At 65.5% G+C, this 20,378-nt stretch carries 18 protein-coding genes; 12 read left to right on the top strand and 6 right to left on the bottom strand.

Going from position 1 to position 20,378, the window contains the following annotated elements; genetic code table 11:
- Positions 1-79 precede the first annotated feature (79 nt).
- Entirely contained in the window at positions 80-1,027 is a 948-nt protein-coding gene (locus tag R2770_12375) for a phosphotransferase (GenBank protein ID MEZ5281256.1), read from the top strand.
- On the opposite strand, the gene R2770_12370 is transcribed toward R2770_12375, so the two are convergent.
- Positions 1,017-2,228 (bottom strand): MFS transporter, encoded by a 1,212-nt coding sequence (locus tag R2770_12370; GenBank protein MEZ5281255.1) that lies wholly within the window; start codon positions 2,226-2,228, stop codon positions 1,017-1,019. The genes R2770_12375 and R2770_12370 overlap by 11 nt on opposite strands.
- 73 nt (positions 2,229-2,301) lie before the next feature.
- Between R2770_12370 and R2770_12365 the strand changes: the two genes are divergently transcribed.
- Positions 2,302-3,543, top strand: coding sequence for a D-alanyl-D-alanine carboxypeptidase family protein (locus tag R2770_12365; protein MEZ5281254.1), 1,242 nt, complete (start codon positions 2,302-2,304; stop codon positions 3,541-3,543).
- Positions 3,544-3,570: 27 nt separating this feature from the next.
- Here R2770_12365 and R2770_12360 read toward each other — a convergent pair whose 3' ends face one another.
- The 3 genes from R2770_12360 to R2770_12350 all read right to left on the bottom strand — a co-directional run bounded on the left by R2770_12360 (position 3,571) and on the right by R2770_12350 (position 6,816).
- A complete protein-coding gene (locus R2770_12360; GenBank protein MEZ5281253.1) occupies positions 3,571-4,374 on the bottom strand; it encodes a hypothetical protein in 804 nt (267 codons plus the stop codon).
- Positions 4,375-4,448: 74 nt separating this feature from the next.
- The gene (locus tag R2770_12355) at positions 4,449-5,663 is read right to left on the bottom strand and encodes a geranylgeranyl reductase family protein (protein MEZ5281252.1); all 1,215 of its coding nucleotides are present in this window, start codon (positions 5,661-5,663) and stop codon (positions 4,449-4,451) included.
- Between the two features lie 40 nt (positions 5,664-5,703).
- Positions 5,704-6,816: an FAD-binding oxidoreductase gene (locus R2770_12350; protein ID MEZ5281251.1), complete on the bottom strand. Its 1,113-nt coding sequence runs from the start codon at positions 6,814-6,816 to the stop codon at positions 5,704-5,706.
- A 66-nt stretch (positions 6,817-6,882) separates the two neighbouring features.
- Here R2770_12350 and R2770_12345 point away from each other — a divergent pair, with 66 nt between their 5' ends.
- Positions 6,883-8,190 (top strand): acyl-CoA dehydrogenase family protein, encoded by a 1,308-nt coding sequence (locus R2770_12345; GenBank protein MEZ5281250.1) that lies wholly within the window; start codon positions 6,883-6,885, stop codon positions 8,188-8,190.
- Between the two features lie 81 nt (positions 8,191-8,271).
- Here R2770_12345 and R2770_12340 read toward each other — a convergent pair whose 3' ends face one another.
- A complete protein-coding gene (locus tag R2770_12340; GenBank protein MEZ5281249.1) occupies positions 8,272-10,398 on the bottom strand; it encodes a hypothetical protein in 2,127 nt (708 codons plus the stop codon).
- Positions 10,399-10,601: 203 nt separating this feature from the next.
- Here R2770_12340 and R2770_12335 point away from each other — a divergent pair, with 203 nt between their 5' ends.
- Complete coding sequence (locus R2770_12335; protein ID MEZ5281248.1) at positions 10,602-10,871, top strand: hypothetical protein; 270 nt, start codon at positions 10,602-10,604, stop codon at positions 10,869-10,871.
- Between the two features lie 34 nt (positions 10,872-10,905).
- Complete coding sequence (locus R2770_12330) at positions 10,906-11,484, top strand: hypothetical protein (GenBank protein MEZ5281247.1); 579 nt, start codon at positions 10,906-10,908, stop codon at positions 11,482-11,484.
- Here R2770_12330 and R2770_12325 read toward each other — a convergent pair.
- A complete protein-coding gene (locus R2770_12325) occupies positions 11,478-12,215 on the bottom strand; it encodes an alpha/beta hydrolase (protein MEZ5281246.1) in 738 nt (245 codons plus the stop codon). The two genes, R2770_12330 and R2770_12325, sit on opposite strands and share 7 nt — an antisense overlap.
- A 44-nt stretch (positions 12,216-12,259) precedes the next feature.
- On the opposite strand from R2770_12325, the gene R2770_12320 reads away from it, so the two are divergent.
- The 7 genes from R2770_12320 to R2770_12290 all read left to right on the top strand — a co-directional run bounded on the left by R2770_12320 (position 12,260) and on the right by R2770_12290 (position 20,359).
- Entirely contained in the window at positions 12,260-13,021 is a 762-nt protein-coding gene (locus tag R2770_12320) for an SDR family oxidoreductase (protein ID MEZ5281245.1), read from the top strand.
- Positions 13,018-13,977 (top strand): serine hydrolase domain-containing protein, encoded by a 960-nt coding sequence (locus tag R2770_12315; protein ID MEZ5281244.1) that lies wholly within the window; start codon positions 13,018-13,020, stop codon positions 13,975-13,977. The genes R2770_12320 and R2770_12315 overlap by 4 nt, the downstream gene beginning before the upstream one ends.
- A 30-nt stretch (positions 13,978-14,007) precedes the next feature.
- The gene (locus tag R2770_12310) at positions 14,008-14,220 is read left to right on the top strand and encodes a hypothetical protein (protein ID MEZ5281243.1); all 213 of its coding nucleotides are present in this window, start codon (positions 14,008-14,010) and stop codon (positions 14,218-14,220) included.
- A gap of 10 nt (positions 14,221-14,230) precedes the next feature.
- Positions 14,231-15,385: an acyl-CoA dehydrogenase family protein gene (locus R2770_12305; protein MEZ5281242.1), complete on the top strand. Its 1,155-nt coding sequence runs from the start codon at positions 14,231-14,233 to the stop codon at positions 15,383-15,385.
- 149 nt (positions 15,386-15,534) lie between these two features.
- Positions 15,535-19,380, top strand: a complete 3,846-nt coding sequence (locus R2770_12300; protein ID MEZ5281241.1) for an Ig-like domain-containing protein — start codon at positions 15,535-15,537, stop codon at positions 19,378-19,380.
- A gap of 65 nt (positions 19,381-19,445) precedes the next feature.
- On the top strand, positions 19,446-19,796 hold the full coding sequence (locus R2770_12295; protein MEZ5281240.1) for a helix-turn-helix domain-containing protein: 351 nt from the start codon (positions 19,446-19,448) through the stop codon (positions 19,794-19,796).
- Complete coding sequence (locus R2770_12290; GenBank protein MEZ5281239.1) at positions 19,793-20,359, top strand: RES family NAD+ phosphorylase; 567 nt, start codon at positions 19,793-19,795, stop codon at positions 20,357-20,359. The genes R2770_12295 and R2770_12290 overlap by 4 nt, the downstream gene beginning before the upstream one ends.
- Positions 20,360-20,378 lie beyond the last annotated feature (19 nt).

The following is a 20,378-nucleotide window of genomic DNA, read 5'->3' as shown; positions in this document are numbered from 1 at the left end:
AACCTGCTTGGTTCGGGTTCTGTCGTTTTGGGCCGAAATCGGCCGCAACGGGCGCCCGCTGGCGGCGAAACTGGTGGCGATGGAACGCCCTAGCGACAACAAGCCCTCCAACGCCGCAGTCGCCGAGTTCCTCGGGCGCTATCACGGCCGGCCAGTCGACGGCCTGGAGTCGTTGGGTGGTGGATTCTGGTCGGCCGCATACGGTTATCGCGTCGGTCTCGACGAGTTGGTTCTGCGGATTGGCGACACGCCAGATGGCTTCCTGGCCGATCAGAGGGCCATGGCCTGGGGTTCCGAAGCCCTGCCGGTGCCCGATCTGATCGACGTCGGGCAGGCCTTAGGGCGCTGGTTTGCAGTCTCTCGACGACACCACGGGCGATTCCTCGAAGAGGTCGCCGCCTCCGAAGCCGCTGTTCTGGGGCCGACGGTCGTGGGGTTGCTGGCGGCACTGCGGGGCGTTCGCCGCGATCAGGCGGAGCAGACGCAGCCGGCGAAGACAACGTTGTGGCATGACTGGCTTGATTCCGGGTTGGCCGACAGGCCAGGCAGCCACACCGCCGGATGGCGAGACAAGCTCCTGGCCAAGCCTGCCGCAACCGACGCGCTGGTCGAAGCCGAGCGGCGAATCGTCTCGTTGTTGGAGGCATGCCCCGACCGGGGACAGTTGGTCCACTCGGATCTGCTTCACTACAACGTCCTGGTCGCGGATGGCGCCGATGCGGTCACTGCCGTCTTCTCATGGAAGTGCTCTACCTGGGGCGACAGCGCGTATGACCTGGCCTGGTGCACCTTCTGGGGCCGCTGGCACGAGGGAATCGGCGCCCTAGACCTGTGGGATCGCGTCGTACCATCGTTGGGACCGCTCGAGGCTGCCGACATCGAAGCACGCCACCACGCCTACGAACTGCACATCGGCGCCAGCCACCTGGGCTGGTTCGCGACACTCGGCGACGACGAGATGCTGGCCTGGACCACAGCCCAGCTGGACGAGATATTGGAGCGGGGACCCTTGCGGGTCAGGCCCTGACGCCTGGTCGCCCTACCCAGACCAGCGCCGCCGATATCAGCCCATAGCCGAGGTAGGCCACCGCCATGGGCGAGACCGTGTCGACGATGCGGGCGTCGAACACCGCGGCCAGCAACGATCCACCGGCCATGGTCATCAGGCCGATGACGCCCGAAGCCGTGCCCGCCTGGGCCCCCATGGGCTCGAGAGCGATGCTGAAGACCGCTGGGCCGAACGGCACCGCAACGAGGTTCATCACCCCGACCCCGACGGCCCACACCCACCAATCGGGGCGCCCGTCGGCGGCGAACACCACCATCAGGTTGACCAGGGCCACAGCCACGAACGCCATAGCCGACGCCTCCAGCACCCGGGCGGCTCCAAACCTGGCCATCAGTCGGTCGGACACCACGAACCCGGTCGCCAAGAACAGGCCCGATACCGAGAAGACCCACACGAACAACTCTTCGCGCTCGAAGATGACGTCCATGATCGGTTGGCCGCTGCCCAGGAAGATGAAGAAGGTTGCCTGGTTGAACACCAGCGCTAGCGCGGGCACCACGGTGGCCCTGGTGGACACCACTGTTCGAAAGGCAGCGATGGTGGGACCGAACTTGAGGGGCCTGCGGTTCTGCTCGGAAAGTGTCTCACCGAAGCGCCTGGTCCACCCGAGAACCAGCACTGCGGCCACGGCGCAGACGAGGAACACTGATGGCCACGGGGCTACGGCCAACAGCGCAGCTCCCAGCAGGGGTGCCGCTACTGGCCCCACCATGAACACGGCCATCACGATGGACATCACCCGAGCCATCTGATCGCCGGTGTAGAGATCTCGAGCGATAGCCGAGCGCAACAGGGCGGGCGCAGCGGCGCCGAGTCCCCAGACGAATCGGGCCACCAGCATCACGCCCAAGGTCGGCGACATGGCGCTGGCCAAAGCCCCCAACGAGTAGAGACCCAGCCCGGCTGTCATGGCGGGCGCGCGACCAAACCGATCGGCGATTGGGCCCCATAGGGGTTGACCGATTGCCATTCCCAGGAAGTAGGCGGTGATGACGAGTGTGATGTCGTTGGATGCGGGATCCAAACCCAGGTCGGGACGCATCTCGTCGAAGGCGGGAATGATGATGTCGATGCCGAGTGCCAGCAGCGATCCCGTGAGCGCCAGATAGGCGATGACGTGAGAGGTCGATCGCTGATGTACTGAACCGGTCGAGCGCAAGAGCCGAAGGGTAACTGGCGCACCAGCCGGGGTGCCTTGAATTCGACCCCACCCGGTGACACCTTGGAGGCTCGTGACCACAGTCCGTCGCTCCCGATATCTACGACTGCTACGTCATGTGGTCGCACTTGCAGTGCTCGTCGCATGCGTCGCAGGCGTCATCGGCGCGCCAGCCAGAGCCGACGAGAAAGACCTCGAGGAACTGCGCAAAGAACGCGAGGCCCTGGCCGAGCAGCGCGCCGTGCAGGCCGCGTCTGTCGACGCGGCGGCCGCCGAGTTCGAAGAGGTCACCGAAGCCCTCGACGTTCTGAACAACAACGTCGAGAACGCCGAGGCTCGCTTGGCGGCGGCCCAGCAGGCGCTCGATGACAGCAAGCTTGCCCTCGAGTCGATCGAGCAGCAGGAAGCCTTCGTCAAAGAACAGATGGCGCTGACCGAGGACGGGCTCCAGGAGCTGGCGGTGCAGTGGTACGTCGCTGGCCGCGACACCGAGGAGCAGAGCGCCTATGTGGGGCTCGATGCCGCTACGCCCACACAGGCTGCGGTGAAAGAAACTCTCTTCCGCGTGCGGCTCGGCCAAGAGACCAACCTGTTCGACCGCATGCGCGAGCTGACCGACGATCTCGATCTGCTGGTCGAGAACCGGGCCAGGGCGGTCGAGGAGGCGGCCCAGCGTGAGGTCGTGATGGAGGAGCGGCTGGTCGAGGTCGAAGCGTCTCGCGACCGGCTCGAAGAGTTCGCGGCCGAGGTTGAGGCCCGCCTCGACCAACGTCTGGCCGAAGCGGCCTCGCTGGAGGCGCTCGACGCCGAGTTGGCCCGCAAGATCCGGGCCGAGGAGATCGAGATCGCCCGCAAGCTAGAGGAAGCGCGTCGGCGCGAAGAGTTGGCACGACGGGCGGCCGCGGTGCCCAACATCGTCGGCGAGGGCGAAATCGTCACCGTCGGAGGCATTCGCATCCACCAGTCGATCTCCCAGAATCTCGCCAACCTGCTGCAGGCCGCAGCGGCTGACGGCATATTGCTGGGCGGCGGTGGCTATCGCACCTCGTCATCGCAGATAGCGCTGCGTCGGGCCCACTGCGGCTCGAGCGACTATGCGATCTATCAGATGCCGTCTTACCAGTGCCGGCCGCCCACCGCCCGACCCGGATTCTCCAACCACGAGCGCGGGCTTGCCGTCGACTTCACCGCCAACGGCCGAGCCATCACCAGCCGCAGCACAGCGGCCTTCCAGTGGCTTGCGGCCAACGCGGCCAGATATGGGTTCTACAACCTGCCTTCAGAGCCCTGGCACTGGTCGGTCAACGGCCAGTAGCAGCCGGTCCCGGCTACGCCGTACCTGTCAACGGAGCAGGCTCGAGGGCAGCAGCCGCGCAACGGCCGACAGCACGCCGATGGCTCCAGCACCGGGTTCGTCGTGTCGTTCGAACGTGCCCACGGGCGAGTACGACTCGCTGTCTGTGGGGTCGTGGCCGTCTTCGAGCTTGAACGAGCCCCACCACACGTTGTCGGGAGCTATGACGGCCCCGGCGACACACGCATAGTCGAGGTGGCGCCCGGGCAGGGGAACTATCTGGTGCCCGGTCACCTCCTTGGTGAAGCCGAACCGCCGCCTGGCGTCGATCTCGGTGACAGGACAGATCCCCGCCGCCTGCAGCACTGCATCCAGGACGGGAGCCAGATGCTGATCTGGTACGCCCGCAAGACCGGCGCGCGACAGGCTCAGCACAACCTGCTCGCGTACGGCGGCCAGGGTCAGGTCGAGGCCTATGACGCGAAGGTCGACCTCCAGGGACATGCCCACCCGCCGGACGTCTGCCCACACGTTGCTGGCCCACCACAGCGCCTCCAGCAGCGGTCCGCGCCGGCCACGTTCCATCGCGGCAGCACGGCTTCTGGACTCGTCCATTTCGCGACGCCGCTCGAGGCCCAAATCCACCAGTGCCTGCCTCTCGCAGCCCGGGCACAGGTTGGTCGAGTCCTCAGAACCCGCCACTTCGGCCAGCCGGAACCCGGCCTGGTGGACCTCGCACACCGCCTTGCCGCAATTGGCGCACGGCACGGCGTGGGGCCGCCGGCAGTAGGCGCATGCCAGCTCGGGAAGTGCTTGGGAGAACGGGGTGTAGTCGATGGCAGAGCCGAACACGCAGTGGCTATCGGCAGCTGTGCCGGGTGCGTTGCGTGACGATCTGGTGACGATTGATCAAGGACGCGGGCAGATCAGGGCTTGGCACGCGTCTTGCGCAGCAATGGTTCTGCGATGCCGAGAGAGCGGTCGGCAAGGCGGAAGACCCGTCCCGCAGCACCGGGTGTGTTGCCGTCGACAAGATTGCCCATCACCTGCAGGGTGACCTTGGCGATGGCGTCGGTGCCGACGGCCATTCGAAGGCCCGAACGCAGTATCCACGGATGGCCGATCAGCAGCGAGAACCGGCGCCCGGTTCGCAAGAAGGCGTCGAAGCGCTGACCCACCTGCCGGTCGTAGCGTTCGAAGCAGGTCACCGGGTCTTGTGCGAACAGGTCGGCGGCGAGCATTCCCGATTCGAGGGCGTAGTCGATGCCCTCGCCGTTCATGGGGTTGACCAGGCCTGCAGCATCACCCACCGCAACCCAGCCCGGTCCGTGCCGGCGCTGGACGCTCATCGGCAGCCGCCACGCGCGCGGCCTTTCGAGAAACTCGCCGATCTGCCATGACTCTCTGACCAGGTCTGCGTACGAGTCGACGAGGTGGTTCAGGTTGAGTTTCTTGAACCCCTTCATGGTCGACAAGGCTCCGACACCCAGGTTGACGGTGCCGTCGCCTGCGGGAAACATCCAGCCATAGCCGGGTACGGCGACGCCGTGCCGGTCGCGCAGCGTAAGGCACGCCTCGATGTGGCGATCGGTATGGCGCGGCGACTCGACATAGGTCCGAATGGCCAGCCCGAAGGTCTCGTCCTGGACCCGGACGGCGCCAAGCATGCGGCCGGCATCTCCGGTGGCACCGGCCGCAAGAACGACCATGTCGGCGTCGACCGAATCGGCGCCGAAGCTGACCCCGACCACACGCTCGCCCTCGAAGCGTGGCAGGGCCTCGGTGCCGTACCTGATGTCGGCACCGGCCTTGGCCGCGTGCTCGATGAGGGTCGCATCCAGCCGTCGACGAGGCCACACGGCTCCGTGGTCTGGAAACAGGCCGCCGGGCCAGTCGAGTTCGCGCTGAACCTTGCCGGCGATCATCCGCAGACCATCGATGTGGTGCGCATCGGCGTATGAGATGTCGAGCTCTTCGAGGGCCGCGATGGCCCGGGGGGTCAGGCCGTCGCCGCAGACCTTGTCGCGCCCGTGCAGGCCCTTCTCGAAGACCACCACCTTGAGACCCGCACGAGCGGCACGCAGCGCGGTCGCCGCTCCACCGGGGCCGCCTCCGATGACGGCGATATCGACCTTGTTCACCCTCAAATCCTGCCCGGGTTCGGGCCGATCCGAAACCTGCTCAGAGGAATCGCAGTGGATCGATGGTGACCGGGTCGAGACCGGCCTCCACCGCATCTCGAGGCACACCATGCCCCAGCAGCAATGACACCGCACAGGCGGCGGCTCCGGGTGCGCTCTGGATGCCGGTGCCTCCCTGTCCGCACATCCAGAAGAATCCTTCGCGGTCACCCCATCCGATGACCGGGTGCTGATCGGGGGCGAAGGTGCGCAGCCCGGCCCAGGCGGTGCGAACCGTGCGCAGTTGGGGCAACAGGTAGGGCTGGGCTATTTCGATAGTGCGCGCGACGTCGATCTCCTCGTGGCGGACATCGCAGGGTTCGACGGGTGTCTTGTCCATCGGCGACAGCAGCAACTGCTCGCCCGACTCTGGCTTGGCATAGAAGTCTGCGGCCGAGGTGTCGATCATTGGCCCACCCCGCACTCCTGGCGCGGCGACGGTGAAGGCGGTGCGGCGCTTGGCGACCAGGCCTACCTTGCTGACGCCTGCAAACTCGGCGACGACATCACCCCATGCCCCCGCTGCGTTCACGACCGTCGGCGCCGAGAACCGTCTTTGCGGGGTGTCGACAGTCCATGTCTTGCGCACGGTGTCGAGGGTCAGGGCCTCGCAGTTGCGCACGATCTCGACACCGTTACGGCGCGCCTGGCGCACATATGCCTGATGCAGGCCGGCGACGTCGAGATCGAACACCTCTTGCTGGTAGCGCCCTGCGATGATGAGGCGGGGATCGACCCACGGAACCAGCTCGACGATCGCGTCGATATCGAGCTCCTGAACCTGGGTGAGGCGCGAGTTGGCGATGTCGGCGCTGACGTCCTCGGGTTCATGACCTTCTACGTCCAGCGTCACCAGCCCGCGGGGCTCGATGAACGGCACCTCGGAGAAGTCAGGGTCGGGCTGGGCAAGCGTAGACACCCCAACCGAGGTCAGCGCCGAGAACGCCGAGCCGCCGAGCCCCTCGAGCAGGACGGCTGCCGAACGGCCGGTCGAATGGTGCGTGAGGCTGGACTCGCGCTCGATGACAACGACCTTCAACTCTGGCGGCAGCGTCGCCGCGACGCTGATACCGGCTATACCGCCACCGATGACCACAACGTCGACTGCACTCACCGATTTCTGCCCCTCTTGCCGGTCGGGTAGCTTCGCGAACCGTACGCCAGAGAATGAGGATGCGCCATGACAGGGCTCAAGACGGCAGGACCGGGCGATTTCGATCTCCGCATGTCCGACGAGGTCGTTCCGCTCTATGAAGCGGTGAAGAAGTTCATCAAAGAGGTGGTCGACCCCGGGTCCGAGGAATTCCACAGGCTGGGCGAGAATCGACCCGAACGCTGGAGCTACACCGACGAGCAGCTTGCGGTGCTCGAAGGCATGAAACAAAAGGCCCGCGACGCCGGCCTTTGGAACTTCTTCCTGCCTGACGCCCACACCGGCGAAGGCCTGTCGAACCTCGACTATGCCTACATCGCAACCGAGTTGGGCAAGAACCCGCTGGCATCCCAGACCATGAACTGTGCAGCCCCCGACACGGGCAACATGGAGGTTCTCGAGCGGGTAGGCACCCCAGAGCAAAAGGAGCAGTGGCTCAAGCCGCTGTTGGCCGGCGAGATCCGTTCCGCCTATGTCATGACCGAGCCCGACGTCGCCAGCTCCGACGCCAAGAACATCCGCTGCAAGGCAGTTCTCGACGGTGACGAGTGGGTCATCAGTGGTCAGAAGTATTTCTCGTCCGGCGCCGGCGATCCGCGATGCAAGATCATGATCGTCATGGTGCGCACCAACGAAGACGCCGCACCCCACCTGCAGCAGTCGCAGATCCTGGTGCCCAAGGACACGCCCGGTGTCGAGATCGTCGGGCCCATGACCGTGTTCGGTGACGACGATGCTCCGCACGGCCACATGCACATCAAGTTCCACGACGTGCGAGTTCCCAAGGAGAACATCCTGCTGGGCGAGGGGCGCGGCTTCGAGATCAGCCAGCTGAGGCTGGGCCCGGGCCGCATCCACCATTGCATGCGTTCGATCGGTGCCGCCGAGCGGGCCCTCGAGTTGATGGTCGACCGGGCCACCAAGCGCGAGGCGTTCGGCAAGAAGCTGGCCTACCTGGGCGGCAACATGGAGATGTTCGCCAAGGCCCGTATCGACATCGAGGCCATGCGCCTGATGGTTCTGCGTGCCGCCAAGGCCATGGACGTCCTGGGCAACCAGGAAGCTCGGGTGTGGGTCAGCGCCGTCAAGGCGATGGTGCCCATCCGCTGCGCCCAGATCGTCGACCAGGCGATCCAGATCCACGGTGCCACCGGCATCACCCAGTGGACACCGCTGGCCGACATGTACAAGAGCCAGCGCACGCTGCGCCTGGCCGACGGCCCAGACGAGGTCCACTGGTTCGTGGTCGGCCGCGCCGAGGTCAACAATCACGTGCCGCTGGACTGGGTGCCCGGCGAAGAGATCATGCACAGCCAGGTGTTCAGCGGGCCCTGATCCGACCTGGTCGGCTCGCCGACTCATCCGCACGAAAGCCGCGGGCATCGCGCCCGCGGCTTTCGCCGTTTTCAGGGTCGATCAGCCGGCTACGGCAGCGATCGCGACGATCGGGGTTTGGGTTTCGGTATCGCCGAGCGAGCCGAAGAACGGGTGATCCGAGAAGTTGAACACCCCACCGTCGGAAGCCACCATCAGATACCCATCACCGAATGCGACCATGCCATTGACGGGTTCGTTCAGATCGACTCCGGGCAGCACCTGCGGTATCGAACCTCTGAACGTGGCGTCGCCGAATGCGAACACCCCTCCGTCGGATGCCACGAGCCAATAACCCGAGCCCGTCGGGGTGGGCACGACACCGACGACAGGACCATCGAGTGTCACTCCGGGCAGCACCTGCGGGACCGAGCCGTGGAAGCGGGCATCGCCCAGTGAGAACACCCCACCGTCGGAACCGAGCATGTAGTACCCATATCCACTCGGTGTCGGAGTCGAGTCGATCACCGGACCATCGAGTTCGAGGTGCTCGACACCGCCGGCATCGAACGCGTCTCCGAAGACAATCGCTCTGCCCCTGTCCGTGAACACCCAGTAGCCCAGGCCTGTCGGTGTGGCGCTGATCGCAGAGACCGTCTCGCCCGGAGCGAGCGACTCGAGAGCCACATCGCCGATCTCGGGAGCGTCGCCGAACTCGCCGATGGAACCGTCGGAGTTCAATGTCCAGTAGCCACCCAGCGTGGAGGTCATGGCAAGGTCCACCACCTCTGCGCCTGTCGCAGCCTGCGACAGGTCGACCGCGTCGCCAAAGCCATGGGTTTCGCCGCTCGATTCGAGCATGAGATAGCCGTCGACGGGCGCACGATCGACCGACAACCAGAGGGCGGCGGGAGTTTGCGCGGAGCCGGTGGACCAGGTCGCAAGCAGATCCGGGCCAGACCCGGCCGACAGGGCCGGCGCACGGGCGTCCGAGCCGTCGTCGTTGGCCAGGTGCGACACCTCGACAGGAGTCTGAGCGACACCGTCGCTGACGGTGTTGACCCGTACCTCCCACTCGGTTCCCCACGTGAACAAGTCGTCGAAGGCAGAACTGCGAGACCCTGACCAGGCGATGACAAAGCTGCCCGTGTTGGGCAGCCAGGCAGCCACCGGGTCCTCGGCATAGAGGTCACCGTTGTCTGCCGTGTCGGTCGAGACGGCAAACGGATCGCCGATCGCCCCCCAATCTCGATCGAAAACGCGGGCGAAGATGTCTTGGGGACCGGTCGTGCTAACGCTGTCGTCGAAGGCGGAATAGGCCACCAGGTATCCGCTGGAACCCACGGCGACAGCCGGGGACCCGACCGCGGGCCCGCCATCTCCGGTCGGACGCACATCGGTGACACGGATGGATGGCAGATCACCGACTCCGTCGGTCGCGAACGTGCGCGAGAAGATCTGATGCTCCCACGCCTGATGGTCGAACTCGGGAGGCTGGTCGATCAGGTCTTGGGCCGACCAGACGACCACGAAGACGCCTCGCACCGGATCGAAGGCGACATCAGGGTCAGCAACGGTGTAACCCAGGTCGGTTTCGCCATCGGGACCGGTGAAGCTCACCTGGAATGCGGGCCCGAGAGCAACCAGGCCCGAGTCGACGATGCGGGCGAACACCTCAGCGTCGGAACCCGCGATGGTCGGATGGTCAGCGTTGGCCACCCACACGATTGCGATTGTGCCCGTTGCCGAGTCGACGGACATCGAGGGCACGCCCTCAACCGAGTGAACCGTGTCCGAAGCCGGGAAGTCGGGCGATACCTGGACCGGATCACCGGCCACCGCACCCGAACGACCGACGGATCGGGCCCACACGACCTCGCCGTCAGACCATGTCAACACATAACCCTCACGGGTCGAAACCACATCGAGTCCACCAACCGCCGAACCGGTCGAGATTGCCTGAATCTCTGCGAGTTCCGAACCGCGAATGATGCGCCCGCTCACGGTGCCATCCTCGTCGAGCCAGACGACAAGACGGTCACCGGTGATCGGATCGACCGCGGTCTTCGGGGCAGTCGCCGTGGTGGCGTCGCCTAGGGCAAACTCGTCCGAAGAGGGAGCGATGCCGGCTGCCCGGGCACCGCCGAGCACGAACACCACCGCTAGGGCCAGAGCGAGAATCGCCGATGGAATCCCAGCGGACCTCGGGCTGCGGTCGGTGCACCTCATCTGCGACCTCCTCGCTTCGTGTGGAGGCTGTTTTCCGCCCTGATCAAACAACGAATCGAGCCAAGTCGTCCAGGGTCGAACGTCTGGTCAACACACAGAGTCGCGAGACGATCGGCCAAAAGCCCTCATGTTGACCACACTGGCCGTCGACCAGAACATCTGGCCCGGAACTGGAGCCACGAACCGAGTCGGGAGACCAAGCAATGCGCAAGTTTGCAGCGATCATCACAGCCGGAGCCCTGGGGCTGAGCCTCGCGGCATGCGGGGACGACGGCGGCGTCGATACCGACGCTCTGAAAGACGACCTCATGACCGACCTGCAGCTGAGCGCAGAGCAGGCTGACTGCGTCATCGAGGAGATCGGCAGCGATGCGGACGTCCTGTTGAAGATCATCCAGGACGAGAGCTACGAGCCGAGCGAGGCCGACATGACGAACCTGGACCGCGTCGGCGACGAGTGCGGCCTCAGCTGAACCAGTAGAGGGGCTCGCGCATAGGTTGTGGGCCATGAGCCGCCTTCAACCCGTAACGCCAGACGCCGCTACAGCCGAACAGCTCGAGGTGTGGAACAGCATCGTTGCCACACGCGGCAGCGCCGATGCTCTGACGGCCGCCGATGGCGGCCTGATGGGCCCGTTCAACGCCATGGTCTCGAGTCCGGTGATCGGCCGCCAGATCGCCTCGTTGGGCGCGGCGGTGCGACGCAAGAGCAGCTTGCCCGAAAATCTGCTCGAGCTGGCCATCTGCACGACGGGTGCCCACTGGCGGGCGAACTTCGAGTGGTGGGCGCACCGGCGCCTGGCGCTGCAGGCCGGGGTTGGCGACGACGTGCTCGACTGCATCGAGCGTGGCGAAAGCCCCCGGTTTGCAGACGACGCCGAGGCGGCCGTGTATGGGTTCGCCAGCGAGATGCTGAGCAGCGGACGGGTCAGCGACGACGCGTGGAGCGCCGCGCGACAACACCTCGAAGAGCAGCAGGTCATCGATCTGGTCTCGACCGTGGGTTACTACTGCCTCATCTCGTGCATGCTGAACGCCTACCAGGCCCCCTTGCCCCAGGGCGCAGAGCCGGTGTGGCCCTACTGACCGGTATCCGACCGACCTGTACCCAGCAGGTGACCGAGGGCCAGCTCCACGACCACCCCTGGCCTATCGAACAGCACGCCATGACCTGCATGTTCGACGACCTTTAGCTCGGTCGCGACCGCGCGGTGCTGGAAGCCCGCCAGCGCCCGGCGACTAGAGGCCAGGTTGGGGTCGTGGTCGCCGGTGATCAGACGCGTCGGCGCTGTCACTCGCTCGACGAAGGGCATCAGGTCGTGGTGCAACCTGGTGGCGGCCATGGCTCTGAGCATCTCGTCGGGGTCGTCGTGGTCGAACGAACCTTCGGGTTTGGGCGTATCGATCAAGCCTGCGGCCGCCCGCATCTGCCTGGCGGCCAACACTCCGGCCCGTTGGGCATCGGGGTCTGCGGGGTCTATGCCCAGGTCGCTCAGCACCAGGCGCCCTACCAGTTCGGGCTGCAGGGCTGCCGTTACGAGAGCGACCCGAGCCCCCCACGCCATTCCCCACATCGACACGCGATCGAAGCCGTGGTCGGCGCAGATGTCGCCGATGTCTTGGCAATAGTTCTCGAACGTGTACTGATCGGCCGGTCCGGCCGGACTGCGTCCTGTGCCCCTGATGTCGTGACGCACCACGGTGAAATGCCTGGCGAGGTCGTCCACCACGTGGTCCCAAGACCGCACCGTGCATCTGGCACCGTTGATCAGCAAGAGGGGTGGGCCCGAGCCATCGAGCTCGACGTTGAGCTTCATACCCGGGTTCTAGTCCAGCGGGGGCGCTGTGTCAGACTCCACGCATGGGGGAACTGGACGGTAAGACGGTCGTCGTAACCGGAGCGGCCAGCGGCATCGGCCGATCGACGGCGCTGGGATTCAACAGTGATGGGGCCACCGTCGTGGCCTGCGACATCAACGAAGACGGCCTGTCTCAGCTGGACGACGGAATCATCACCGCCCGCGCCGACGTCAGTGTCGACGCCGACGTTCGGGCGGTGGTCGACCTGGCGATGGCTCGCACAGGAAAGATCGACGTGCTGATCAACAACGCCGGCTATGGCTTTCGACGAAACATCGAAGACCACGCCGACGGCGAGTTCGAGCACCTGGTGGCAGTACACCTCTTCGGGTGTATCTACGGGATGCGTGCGGCGATTCCGATAATGCGAGCGCAAGGGCACGGCCACATCATCAACGTGATATCCCGGGCCGCCGAAGCCGGCGCGCCCGCGAACGCGGCCTACGGCTCGGCCAAGGCGGCCATGTGGGCCGCCAGCAGATCGGCGGCAGCCGAACTCGAAGGCACGGGTGTGCGGGTGAACATGCTGTTCCCCGGCATGACCAACTCGTCGATCTGGGGCAAGGACATGCCGGGCATGCAGCACCCCGATGAGGTTTACCCCCACGTCCGCTACGTGGCGACACTGCCCGATGACGGGCCCACCGGAACCGTGTTCTACAAGAGCCAGCCCTATCAGATGTTCGGCGACAACTCGGCTCTGCTGGAGGCCGATCGTGCTGAAGTGGCCAGTCGTGCCTCGCAAGCGGGAGGTGCCAGATGACTTCGTCGACCACAGCCTTCGACGCGACCACGCAGTGGTGTGGCTCGGTCAACACCCGCCAACTGCTTATCGAAGTCGACGACGAACTGGTCGTAGAGCAGTACTGGCAGGGCGCAGACGCGACATCCACCCAAGACTGCGCGTCGATACAGAAGTCGGCGACCGCTGTGGTTCTGGGACAACTGGTCGCCGAGGGCATCGTCGACCTGGGCGCACCTGCGGCCGATTACCTCGGATCGGGCTGGACACGCCTGGAGGGCGAGGCGGAACAAGCCATCACCGTTCGCCACCTGATCACCATGTCGACCGGTCTCGACGAGTACTTCGACTTCGATGCCCCGCCCGGCACCCACTGGTACTACAACAACAATGCCTACCACCGGGTCAGGCGACTGCTCGAGCTGGCGACCGGCCTCGACTCGAACACACTGTTCACCCAGCGGCTGTTCGGCCCCCTGCAGATGACCAACTCGTCGTTTGTGCCACGGCCGGGCAGCGAAGATGCCGACGGGTGGCCTCAGTCAGGTCTTCACACCTGCGCCCGCGATCTGTGGCGTTTCGGGCGTGCTGTTCTGGATCGCGCCGATCTGGGTTGCAGCGACGCGTTCTTGGACGAGATGTGCTCGCCTTCGACGACCATGAACCCTTCCTATGGCTACCTGTGGTGGAGGCTGGGCGGCTCCAGCGCTGTAATGCCGGGCAACCCGCCAGGGCGACCCGTCGATCCCAGGCACTCGTTCGGACGCATCGAGATCGATCGTCCGATCGCACCAGAGGCACCCGCCGACACCGTCGCCGGGTTCGGGATGGGCGACCAACGCCTGTACCTGATTGCGTCGGCCAACGCCGTGGTGGTGCGGCTGGGCCTACCGCACACCGAAGACCCTTCTGGTGGCTCGTTCGATCGCGAGTTCTGGTCGCGGTGCCGACCCGAGATCGAGTCGTACCTCCCCTAGGGTCGAACTCGTGACGTCAAGGGGGCGACCATGTTCATCATCCGGTTTCTTCGGGGTCTGTTCTCGAGCAAGGGCCAGGTAAGCACGAGTTCGCCCGTGGCGAAGCGGCTTCGCGAAGCCATCGGGCCGCTGTCCGGCGGCAGCGCGGCCGGCGGCAGGATGACGGGCAGCGCCGTGTACAGACATCTCGAGCGCAATTCGGCCACACCCACAGCAGACGAGAAGGTTCGGCGCGACGACTAACGTCTCGGGCATGGCCCTCGACCCAGACATCCTCGAAGATCTCATCGCCACGACACGCAGGTTCGTCCGCGAGCGGATCGTTCCGCTCGAACTGCAGGTGGCCCGCGAAGACGCCATACCCGAGGACCTCATCGACGAGATGAAAGAGTTGGGGATGTTCGGCCTGACCATCCCCGAGGAATATGGCGGCCTGGGCCTCAACACCGAAGAAGAGTGCAAGGTGGTCATGGAGCTGGGCTGGACGTCGCCGGCCTTTCGCTCGGTCATCGGCACCAACAACGGCATCGGCTCTCAAGGGCTGGTCATGGACGGCACCGAGGAGCAAAAGCAGGCGTGGCTGCCACGCCTCGCCGCAGGCGATGTCGCTTCATTCTGCCTGACCGAACCCGAGGCCGGCTCCGACGCCGGCAGCGTCAGGACCAGAGCGGTCGCCGATGGCGACGGGTTCGTCATCAACGGCTCGAAGCGCTACATCACCAACGCCACCAGGGCCAGCCTGTTGACGGTGTTCGCCCGTACCGATCCTGATGCGCCCGGGGCGCGCGGCGTGTCGGCGTTCCTGGTTCCTGCTGATGCACCCGGCGTCAGCCTGGGTGCACGCGAAAAGAAGATGGGCCAGCAGGGAACCCATGTGTGCGACGTCATCTTCGACGATGTGCACGTGGGTCCCGAGGCCCTGCTCGGCGGGCCCGACAAGCTGAACAAGGGCTTCCTGACGGCCATGAAGACGCTCGACCGCGGCAGGCTGCACATCAGCGCCCTGGCCTGCGGCACCGCCGAGCGCCTCATCGACGAAAGCGTCCGCTATGCCGTCGACCGCAAGCAGTTCGGCCAGCCAATAGGCGAGTTCCAGCTCGTGCAGGCCATGTTGGCCGACTCGCGGACCGAGGCGTACGCAGCCACCTGCATGGTTCTCGACGCCGCTCGCCGCCGCGACCAGGGCGAGAACGTGCAGACGCTGGCCAGCGCATCAATGCTGTTCGCCACCGAGATGGTGGGCCGCGTGGCCGATCGGGCCGTGCAGATCTTCGGCGGCGCCGGCTACATGGAGGAATACGGCATCGAGCGCTTCTACCGCGACGTTCGCCTGTTCCGCCTGTATGAGGGCACCAGCCAGATCCAGCAGATCATCATCGCCAGGAACATGCTCAAAGAGGTCGGCTGACCCGGGCTGAGACCCTAAACCACTAGAAGTGGCAGAACCTCACCCAAGGCGATAATTTCGTCTGCTGCGGTCGAGGCGGTCACCTCGGGTGCGGCACTGCACTATCTAACGATTCGTCTTTCCCATGCCGACGGATCGCGGTGAGCACAATGCCAATCGCGCGCTGGAACCACGCCCAGGTCGACAGCAGCCAGCCGAGAAGAGGCCTGATAGCCCTCATCTGCGTCGCCGTCATGGCGACCCTGGTTGGCGCGCACGATCTGCGAACTGCGTCGGCGGCCCCCGGGCTGGTGCCAGAGCAGGTACGCACCGATCTTCCTGTGGTGGTCGACGGAACGGTCACCGACATCGAGCAGGTAGGCAACCGGATCGTCGTTGCCGGCACGTTCACCCAGGTACAACCGCAAGCGGGCGGGGCGACCGTCGACCAGCGCTACCTGTTCGCGTACGACATCGACACGGGCCAGTTCGACGAAGGGTTCCGGCCCCAGTTCGACAAAGACATCGAGCAGATCGCGCCCGCGCCCGACGGATCGGGCATCTATGTCGTCGGCAGGTTCTCGACCATCGATGGTGTCACGAAGCGCAAGATCGCAAGACTGAACGCGGACGGCTCGCTGGACCAGACGTTCACCGCAAACGCCGACGCCAAGGCCACCGCGCTGGCTCTGACCCCCGACGGCTCACGACTGTTCGTCGGTGGCCAGTTCACACAGATCAACGGCGAACCAAGGGCCGGTATGGCAGAACTGGATGCCACCGACGGCAGCGTCGACCCCGGTTTCACGCTGGGCATCGAGGGAGGCATCGGCGTTGGTGGTGCCCTTTCGGTCAAGGGCATGGCGGTCACCCCCGACAGCCGCTCGCTGGTGGTGCTGGCACCGGCCCGATTCATCGGCGGCGAAGAGCGCTACGGGCTAGCCAAGATCAGCATCCAGGGTGACGTTGCCAAGATGCAGAAGTGGCGCACCCGGCTGTTCGAAGACAACATCGGGCGTGCAGGCGGACAGTTCTGGCTGCGCGGTTTCGACATGTCGCCCGACGGGACGTTCTTCGTGGTCACCACCTCGGGTGGCGACCGGCCTCCCACAAACGACGTGGCGATACGTTTCCCGGTGCGCGGAAACGGCTCCGACGACGTTCAGCCCGATTGGATCACCCGCAACTTCGACTCGACCTACTCGGCTGCAATCGACGACGACGTCGTCTATATCGGCGGCCACTTCCAGTACACAGAAGCCCCCGGCGCCACCGATCCGTACCCCGGCGACCCAGACCGCTCTTACGGCTTCGGCGGCGACCAGGACGCCAGCGTCCCGGGCGACCAGGTCATAGCCCGCAAGCAGGTGGCCGCCCTGGACCCCGACACCGGTCAAGCGTTGGGCTGGAACCCCGGTGCCAACGGATTCAACGGCGTGTACGCCCTAGAGATCATCGACCGTGGGTTGCTGTTGGGCCACGACGGCAACATCGTCGCCGACCGAGCGGTGGGCAGACACGGCTTCTTCGACCGGGCCCAACTGCCAGACGACGACGTCGAACTCGACACGACCATCGTTTCGCCGCTGACCGGCCAACAGTTCGACCAGGGATCGACGGTGACCATCGGCGGGCTCGCATCGTCGCCCGCCGGGGTCGACCGGGTTCAGCTGACGGTTCTGGACCTGAACCGCGACGTCTGGCTGCGGCCCGATGGCACGTGGGGGTCATGGGCAGGGCTCGACGCCACGCTCGGCGCGGCCGGAGACAACCAGACCGGTTGGACCATCGACATCACACTGCCGGAGACCGGCACCTACGAACTGAAGGCCAAGACCTTCGACCGGGCAGGTGACAAGGACCCGACGGCCCCGACCATTCGTCTTCGGGCCGTGTCGGTTGCCCAGGACGAACGACCCGAAACCCGCGTGGTCCAGACGGTCGTCGCCGACCCTCCGGGCAACGTGATCTCGTACCGTGGGACGGCCACCGATGACCGGGGTGTGCAGTCGGTCCGGGTAGAGCTGGTCGACCTTGACGACGGCCGCTATCTGCAGCCCGACGGCACCAAGGGCAACTTCCACGCATTCGACGCTGTGGTGGACGAACCTGGCGCGACGGGAGTCAACTTCACGTTCGAGGCCACTGTGCCCAACGGCAACTGGAGGGCCTACTTCATCGCCATCGACAGCGCCGGTCAGCGCGACCTGTCGGCGGCATCGTCTACACAGCGGATCGCTGTTGGGGACGAGGCGCCCACGCTCATCTCCATCGACAGCCCAACCGCCAACGAAGAAATGACGACCGGCTCGCCGTTCACCGTCTCGGGCACTGCCGTCGATGACAGAGCCATCAAGCGGGTACAGGTACGGGTCCTCAACGTCACTACAGGCCAGGGTCTGCGAAGCGACGGCACCATCGGTGAGCCCGACGGCACGGTCACCCACGTCGGAGCCGTGGTGGCAAACATCGACAGCCCCGAAACCACATGGTCGCTTGCCGTGCCGGGGCTTCCCCCTGGCCGCTGGCAGATCAACGCCTACGCAGAGGACGCCTCGTTCCAGAGAATCTCGATCACGCAGTACATCTATGTGACGGTGCCAGGCACGGCTCTGCCCGACGTCTTCATAGCCACGCCGACCGCCGGCAACATCGACGGGCCGGCCCTCGGCGCAGCAGGTCGAGCAACCGACGACCGCGGCGTCGAGCGCGTCGAGGTCGGCCTGTACTTCTACGGCGACGACGTCAACCGTGCCGGCTGGCTCGATGCCGACGGCTCGTTCGCCAACCTGCCCCGCTGGAGCGAGGCCGTGCTTGCCGAGCCCGGCAGCACCTCGACCGATTGGTCGTTCAGCCGCACACTGCCCTTCGAAGGAAGGTGGCAGGTGCGGGTGCGTTCATGGGACGACGCCGGTCAGCCTAGCTGGAACTATCGCACGGTCGTGGTTGCATACTCGCCAAACGACCTGCCCCCGACGCTCGAGTTGGAGAACTTCGCAGACGGTGCCGTCGTAACACCTGGGCCTCTGCTGCTGAACGGGGTGGTCCACGACGACGTGGCCATCGACTGGGTGCGCTTCTACGTCAGGCGCGCCTACTGGAACGAAGGCCCCAACCCCAACGACCAGTTCACCTATGCCGGCTGGTTTAACGGCTTCGTCACCCAGCCGGGCGGCACGAGGTCTAACTTCACCATCTCGACAGAGGATCTGCCCAGTGGTGCTTGGTTCATCCTGGTCGAAGCTTTCGACGCCGCAGGCAACCAGTCCGAACGGCTCAGGGTCAACTTCACGGTCGAGGTACCAGACAACCAAGCACCCCAGGTGACGGTCAGCAGCCCGGCTCACAACAGCATCGACACGCCGGCTCTCACGTTCGAGGTCGGCGGCACTGCCAGCGACGACCAGGGCGTCTCGGCCGTCGAGTACGTGGTGTACGACTACCAGCAGACCGGATACCTACTGGATGACGGATCCGTCACCAACGAGCCGCGCCTGGCCGTGCGCACGCCGACCCTCACAGATCCCGGAGCAGGCACGACCGCGTGGTCAGACACGGTCACGGTGCCGGCCGACGGGCGCTATTACGTGCAGTCCTTCGCCTATGACACCGACGGTCAACGCAGCCTCACCCAGCGATGGGGTGGCAGCCTGTCTTCGTTCTGGGTGACTCCGGGCGACGCACGACCGAGCGTCGCAATCGTGTCTCCGGCCAACGGAGCAACGGTCGATCCGCTGGTGGTCGATGCATCGGCCAGCGACGACCGCGGGGTCGATCGGTTCGAGGTTCTGATCCGGGATGCAAACAACTCGACGGTGGGACTTCGCCTCGGAGGAGAGATAGGCCAGAGCCCCCAGTGGATTCCCATGACCAACGCAACCGGTCTGGGAACAACAGCCGCAAGCGCAACCTTCGAGGTCGACCGTCCCGCAGGGTCCTGGCGGGTATTCGTCAGAGCCTGGGACGACAGCGGCAAGGTCACACAGACCGGTTCGATAGTGGTCCAGGTTCCGTAGATCCCACGCAACAGATTCGTTGCGGGACATATCTGTTGTGCATATGCTTGTGGCAGGAGGATCCCATGGCCGAAGCTATGCAGTACCAGCAAGATCTCAGCCGTCGGGCTCAGTCGCTGGCCGAGGTGCTGACCCAGTCGGGTCTGGCCTCCATCGTCGACGTCAGCAGGTCATCGGTCAGTCGATGGGTCAGCGGAGAGGACACGCCCAAGGGCGCCAACGCCGCAGCGGTGCTGGATCTCGACTTCATCATCGCCCGCTACGCGCTGACGTATCCGACGGCCACGTTCCGCGACTGGTTCATGTCGCCCAACGCGTTCCTCAACGGCGCAATACCAAAGGACGTACTGCAGCTCGAAGGGCCGGGCCGGGTCATCGACGCGCTCAGTTCGGAGATTGCCGGTTCGTTCGCGTGAGGGCCTATCGCATCGCGCCATGGCCCACCGGTGGCACCACCAAGCACCTGTTCCAGTCGCTCGAGGCTGTGCGAAGTGGTCAACAGTCGGGGCGGTGGGACAACTCGCGCCTGTACGGGGCGCTTTATCTCGCCTTGTCGCAAGCGGGGGCGGTGGCCGAGGTGCTGGGCAACCACACGTTCTGGACCGACTCGTTGTTCGACTCCCCCGCAACCGGCCTTCGCCGCCACCTGCTGACCATCGAGGTCGACGACGCGGTGATGCGGTCGGTGGTCGATGTCGACGACCCGCGTTTCCTGCAGGAACGAGGCCTGCGACCGTCGGAGGTCGCCGGTCGGGCAAGGGCCCGAACACGCACCCTGGCCGCAGACCTGTTCAGCGAGGGCGCCGCCGGTATCCGCTTCTGGTCGTACTACCGCCCCGAGTGGACCAACTTGGTGTTGTTCGTACCCCCGCTGCAGCCGTCGGACGTTCACGTGACACAAGCCGAGCCCATGTCTGTGGACATGCCCTGTGTGGCCGCCGCCTCCGAGATGTTGTGCCGGGTTGTGACCCCGGCGTGATCGCTGGCTAGCGTCGGCG

The organism is Acidimicrobiales bacterium, from assembly GCA_041394185.1.
Taxonomy (GTDB): Bacteria; Actinomycetota; Acidimicrobiia; order Acidimicrobiales; family Poriferisodalaceae; genus JAAETH01.
Note: the sequence above shows the minus strand (reverse complement) of the source record. Positions and strands in the feature narration are given on the sequence as shown.

Excerpts from the sequence above, each read along its gene's own strand:
- R2770_12300 (MEZ5281241.1), top strand. The coding sequence starts at position 15,535 with ATGCCAATCGCGCGCTGGAACCACGCCCAGGTCGACAGCAGCCAGCCG.
- R2770_12320 (MEZ5281245.1), top strand. The coding sequence starts at position 12,260 with ATGGGGGAACTGGACGGTAAGACGGTCGTCGTAACCGGAGCGGCCAGC.
- R2770_12335 (MEZ5281248.1), top strand. The coding sequence starts at position 10,602 with ATGCGCAAGTTTGCAGCGATCATCACAGCCGGAGCCCTGGGGCTGAGC.
- R2770_12375 (MEZ5281256.1), top strand. The coding sequence starts at position 80 with ATGGAACGCCCTAGCGACAACAAGCCCTCCAACGCCGCAGTCGCCGAG.
- R2770_12325 (MEZ5281246.1), bottom strand. The coding sequence starts at position 12,215 with ATGAAGCTCAACGTCGAGCTCGATGGCTCGGGCCCACCCCTCTTGCTG.
- R2770_12305 (MEZ5281242.1), top strand. The coding sequence starts at position 14,231 with ATGGCCCTCGACCCAGACATCCTCGAAGATCTCATCGCCACGACACGC.
- R2770_12340 (MEZ5281249.1), bottom strand. The coding sequence starts at position 10,398 with ATGAGGTGCACCGACCGCAGCCCGAGGTCCGCTGGGATTCCATCGGCG.
- R2770_12310 (MEZ5281243.1), top strand. The coding sequence starts at position 14,008 with ATGTTCATCATCCGGTTTCTTCGGGGTCTGTTCTCGAGCAAGGGCCAG.
- R2770_12295 (MEZ5281240.1), top strand. The coding sequence starts at position 19,446 with ATGGCCGAAGCTATGCAGTACCAGCAAGATCTCAGCCGTCGGGCTCAG.
- R2770_12345 (MEZ5281250.1), top strand. The coding sequence starts at position 6,883 with ATGACAGGGCTCAAGACGGCAGGACCGGGCGATTTCGATCTCCGCATG.
- R2770_12315 (MEZ5281244.1), top strand. The coding sequence starts at position 13,018 with ATGACTTCGTCGACCACAGCCTTCGACGCGACCACGCAGTGGTGTGGC.
- R2770_12330 (MEZ5281247.1), top strand. The coding sequence starts at position 10,906 with ATGAGCCGCCTTCAACCCGTAACGCCAGACGCCGCTACAGCCGAACAG.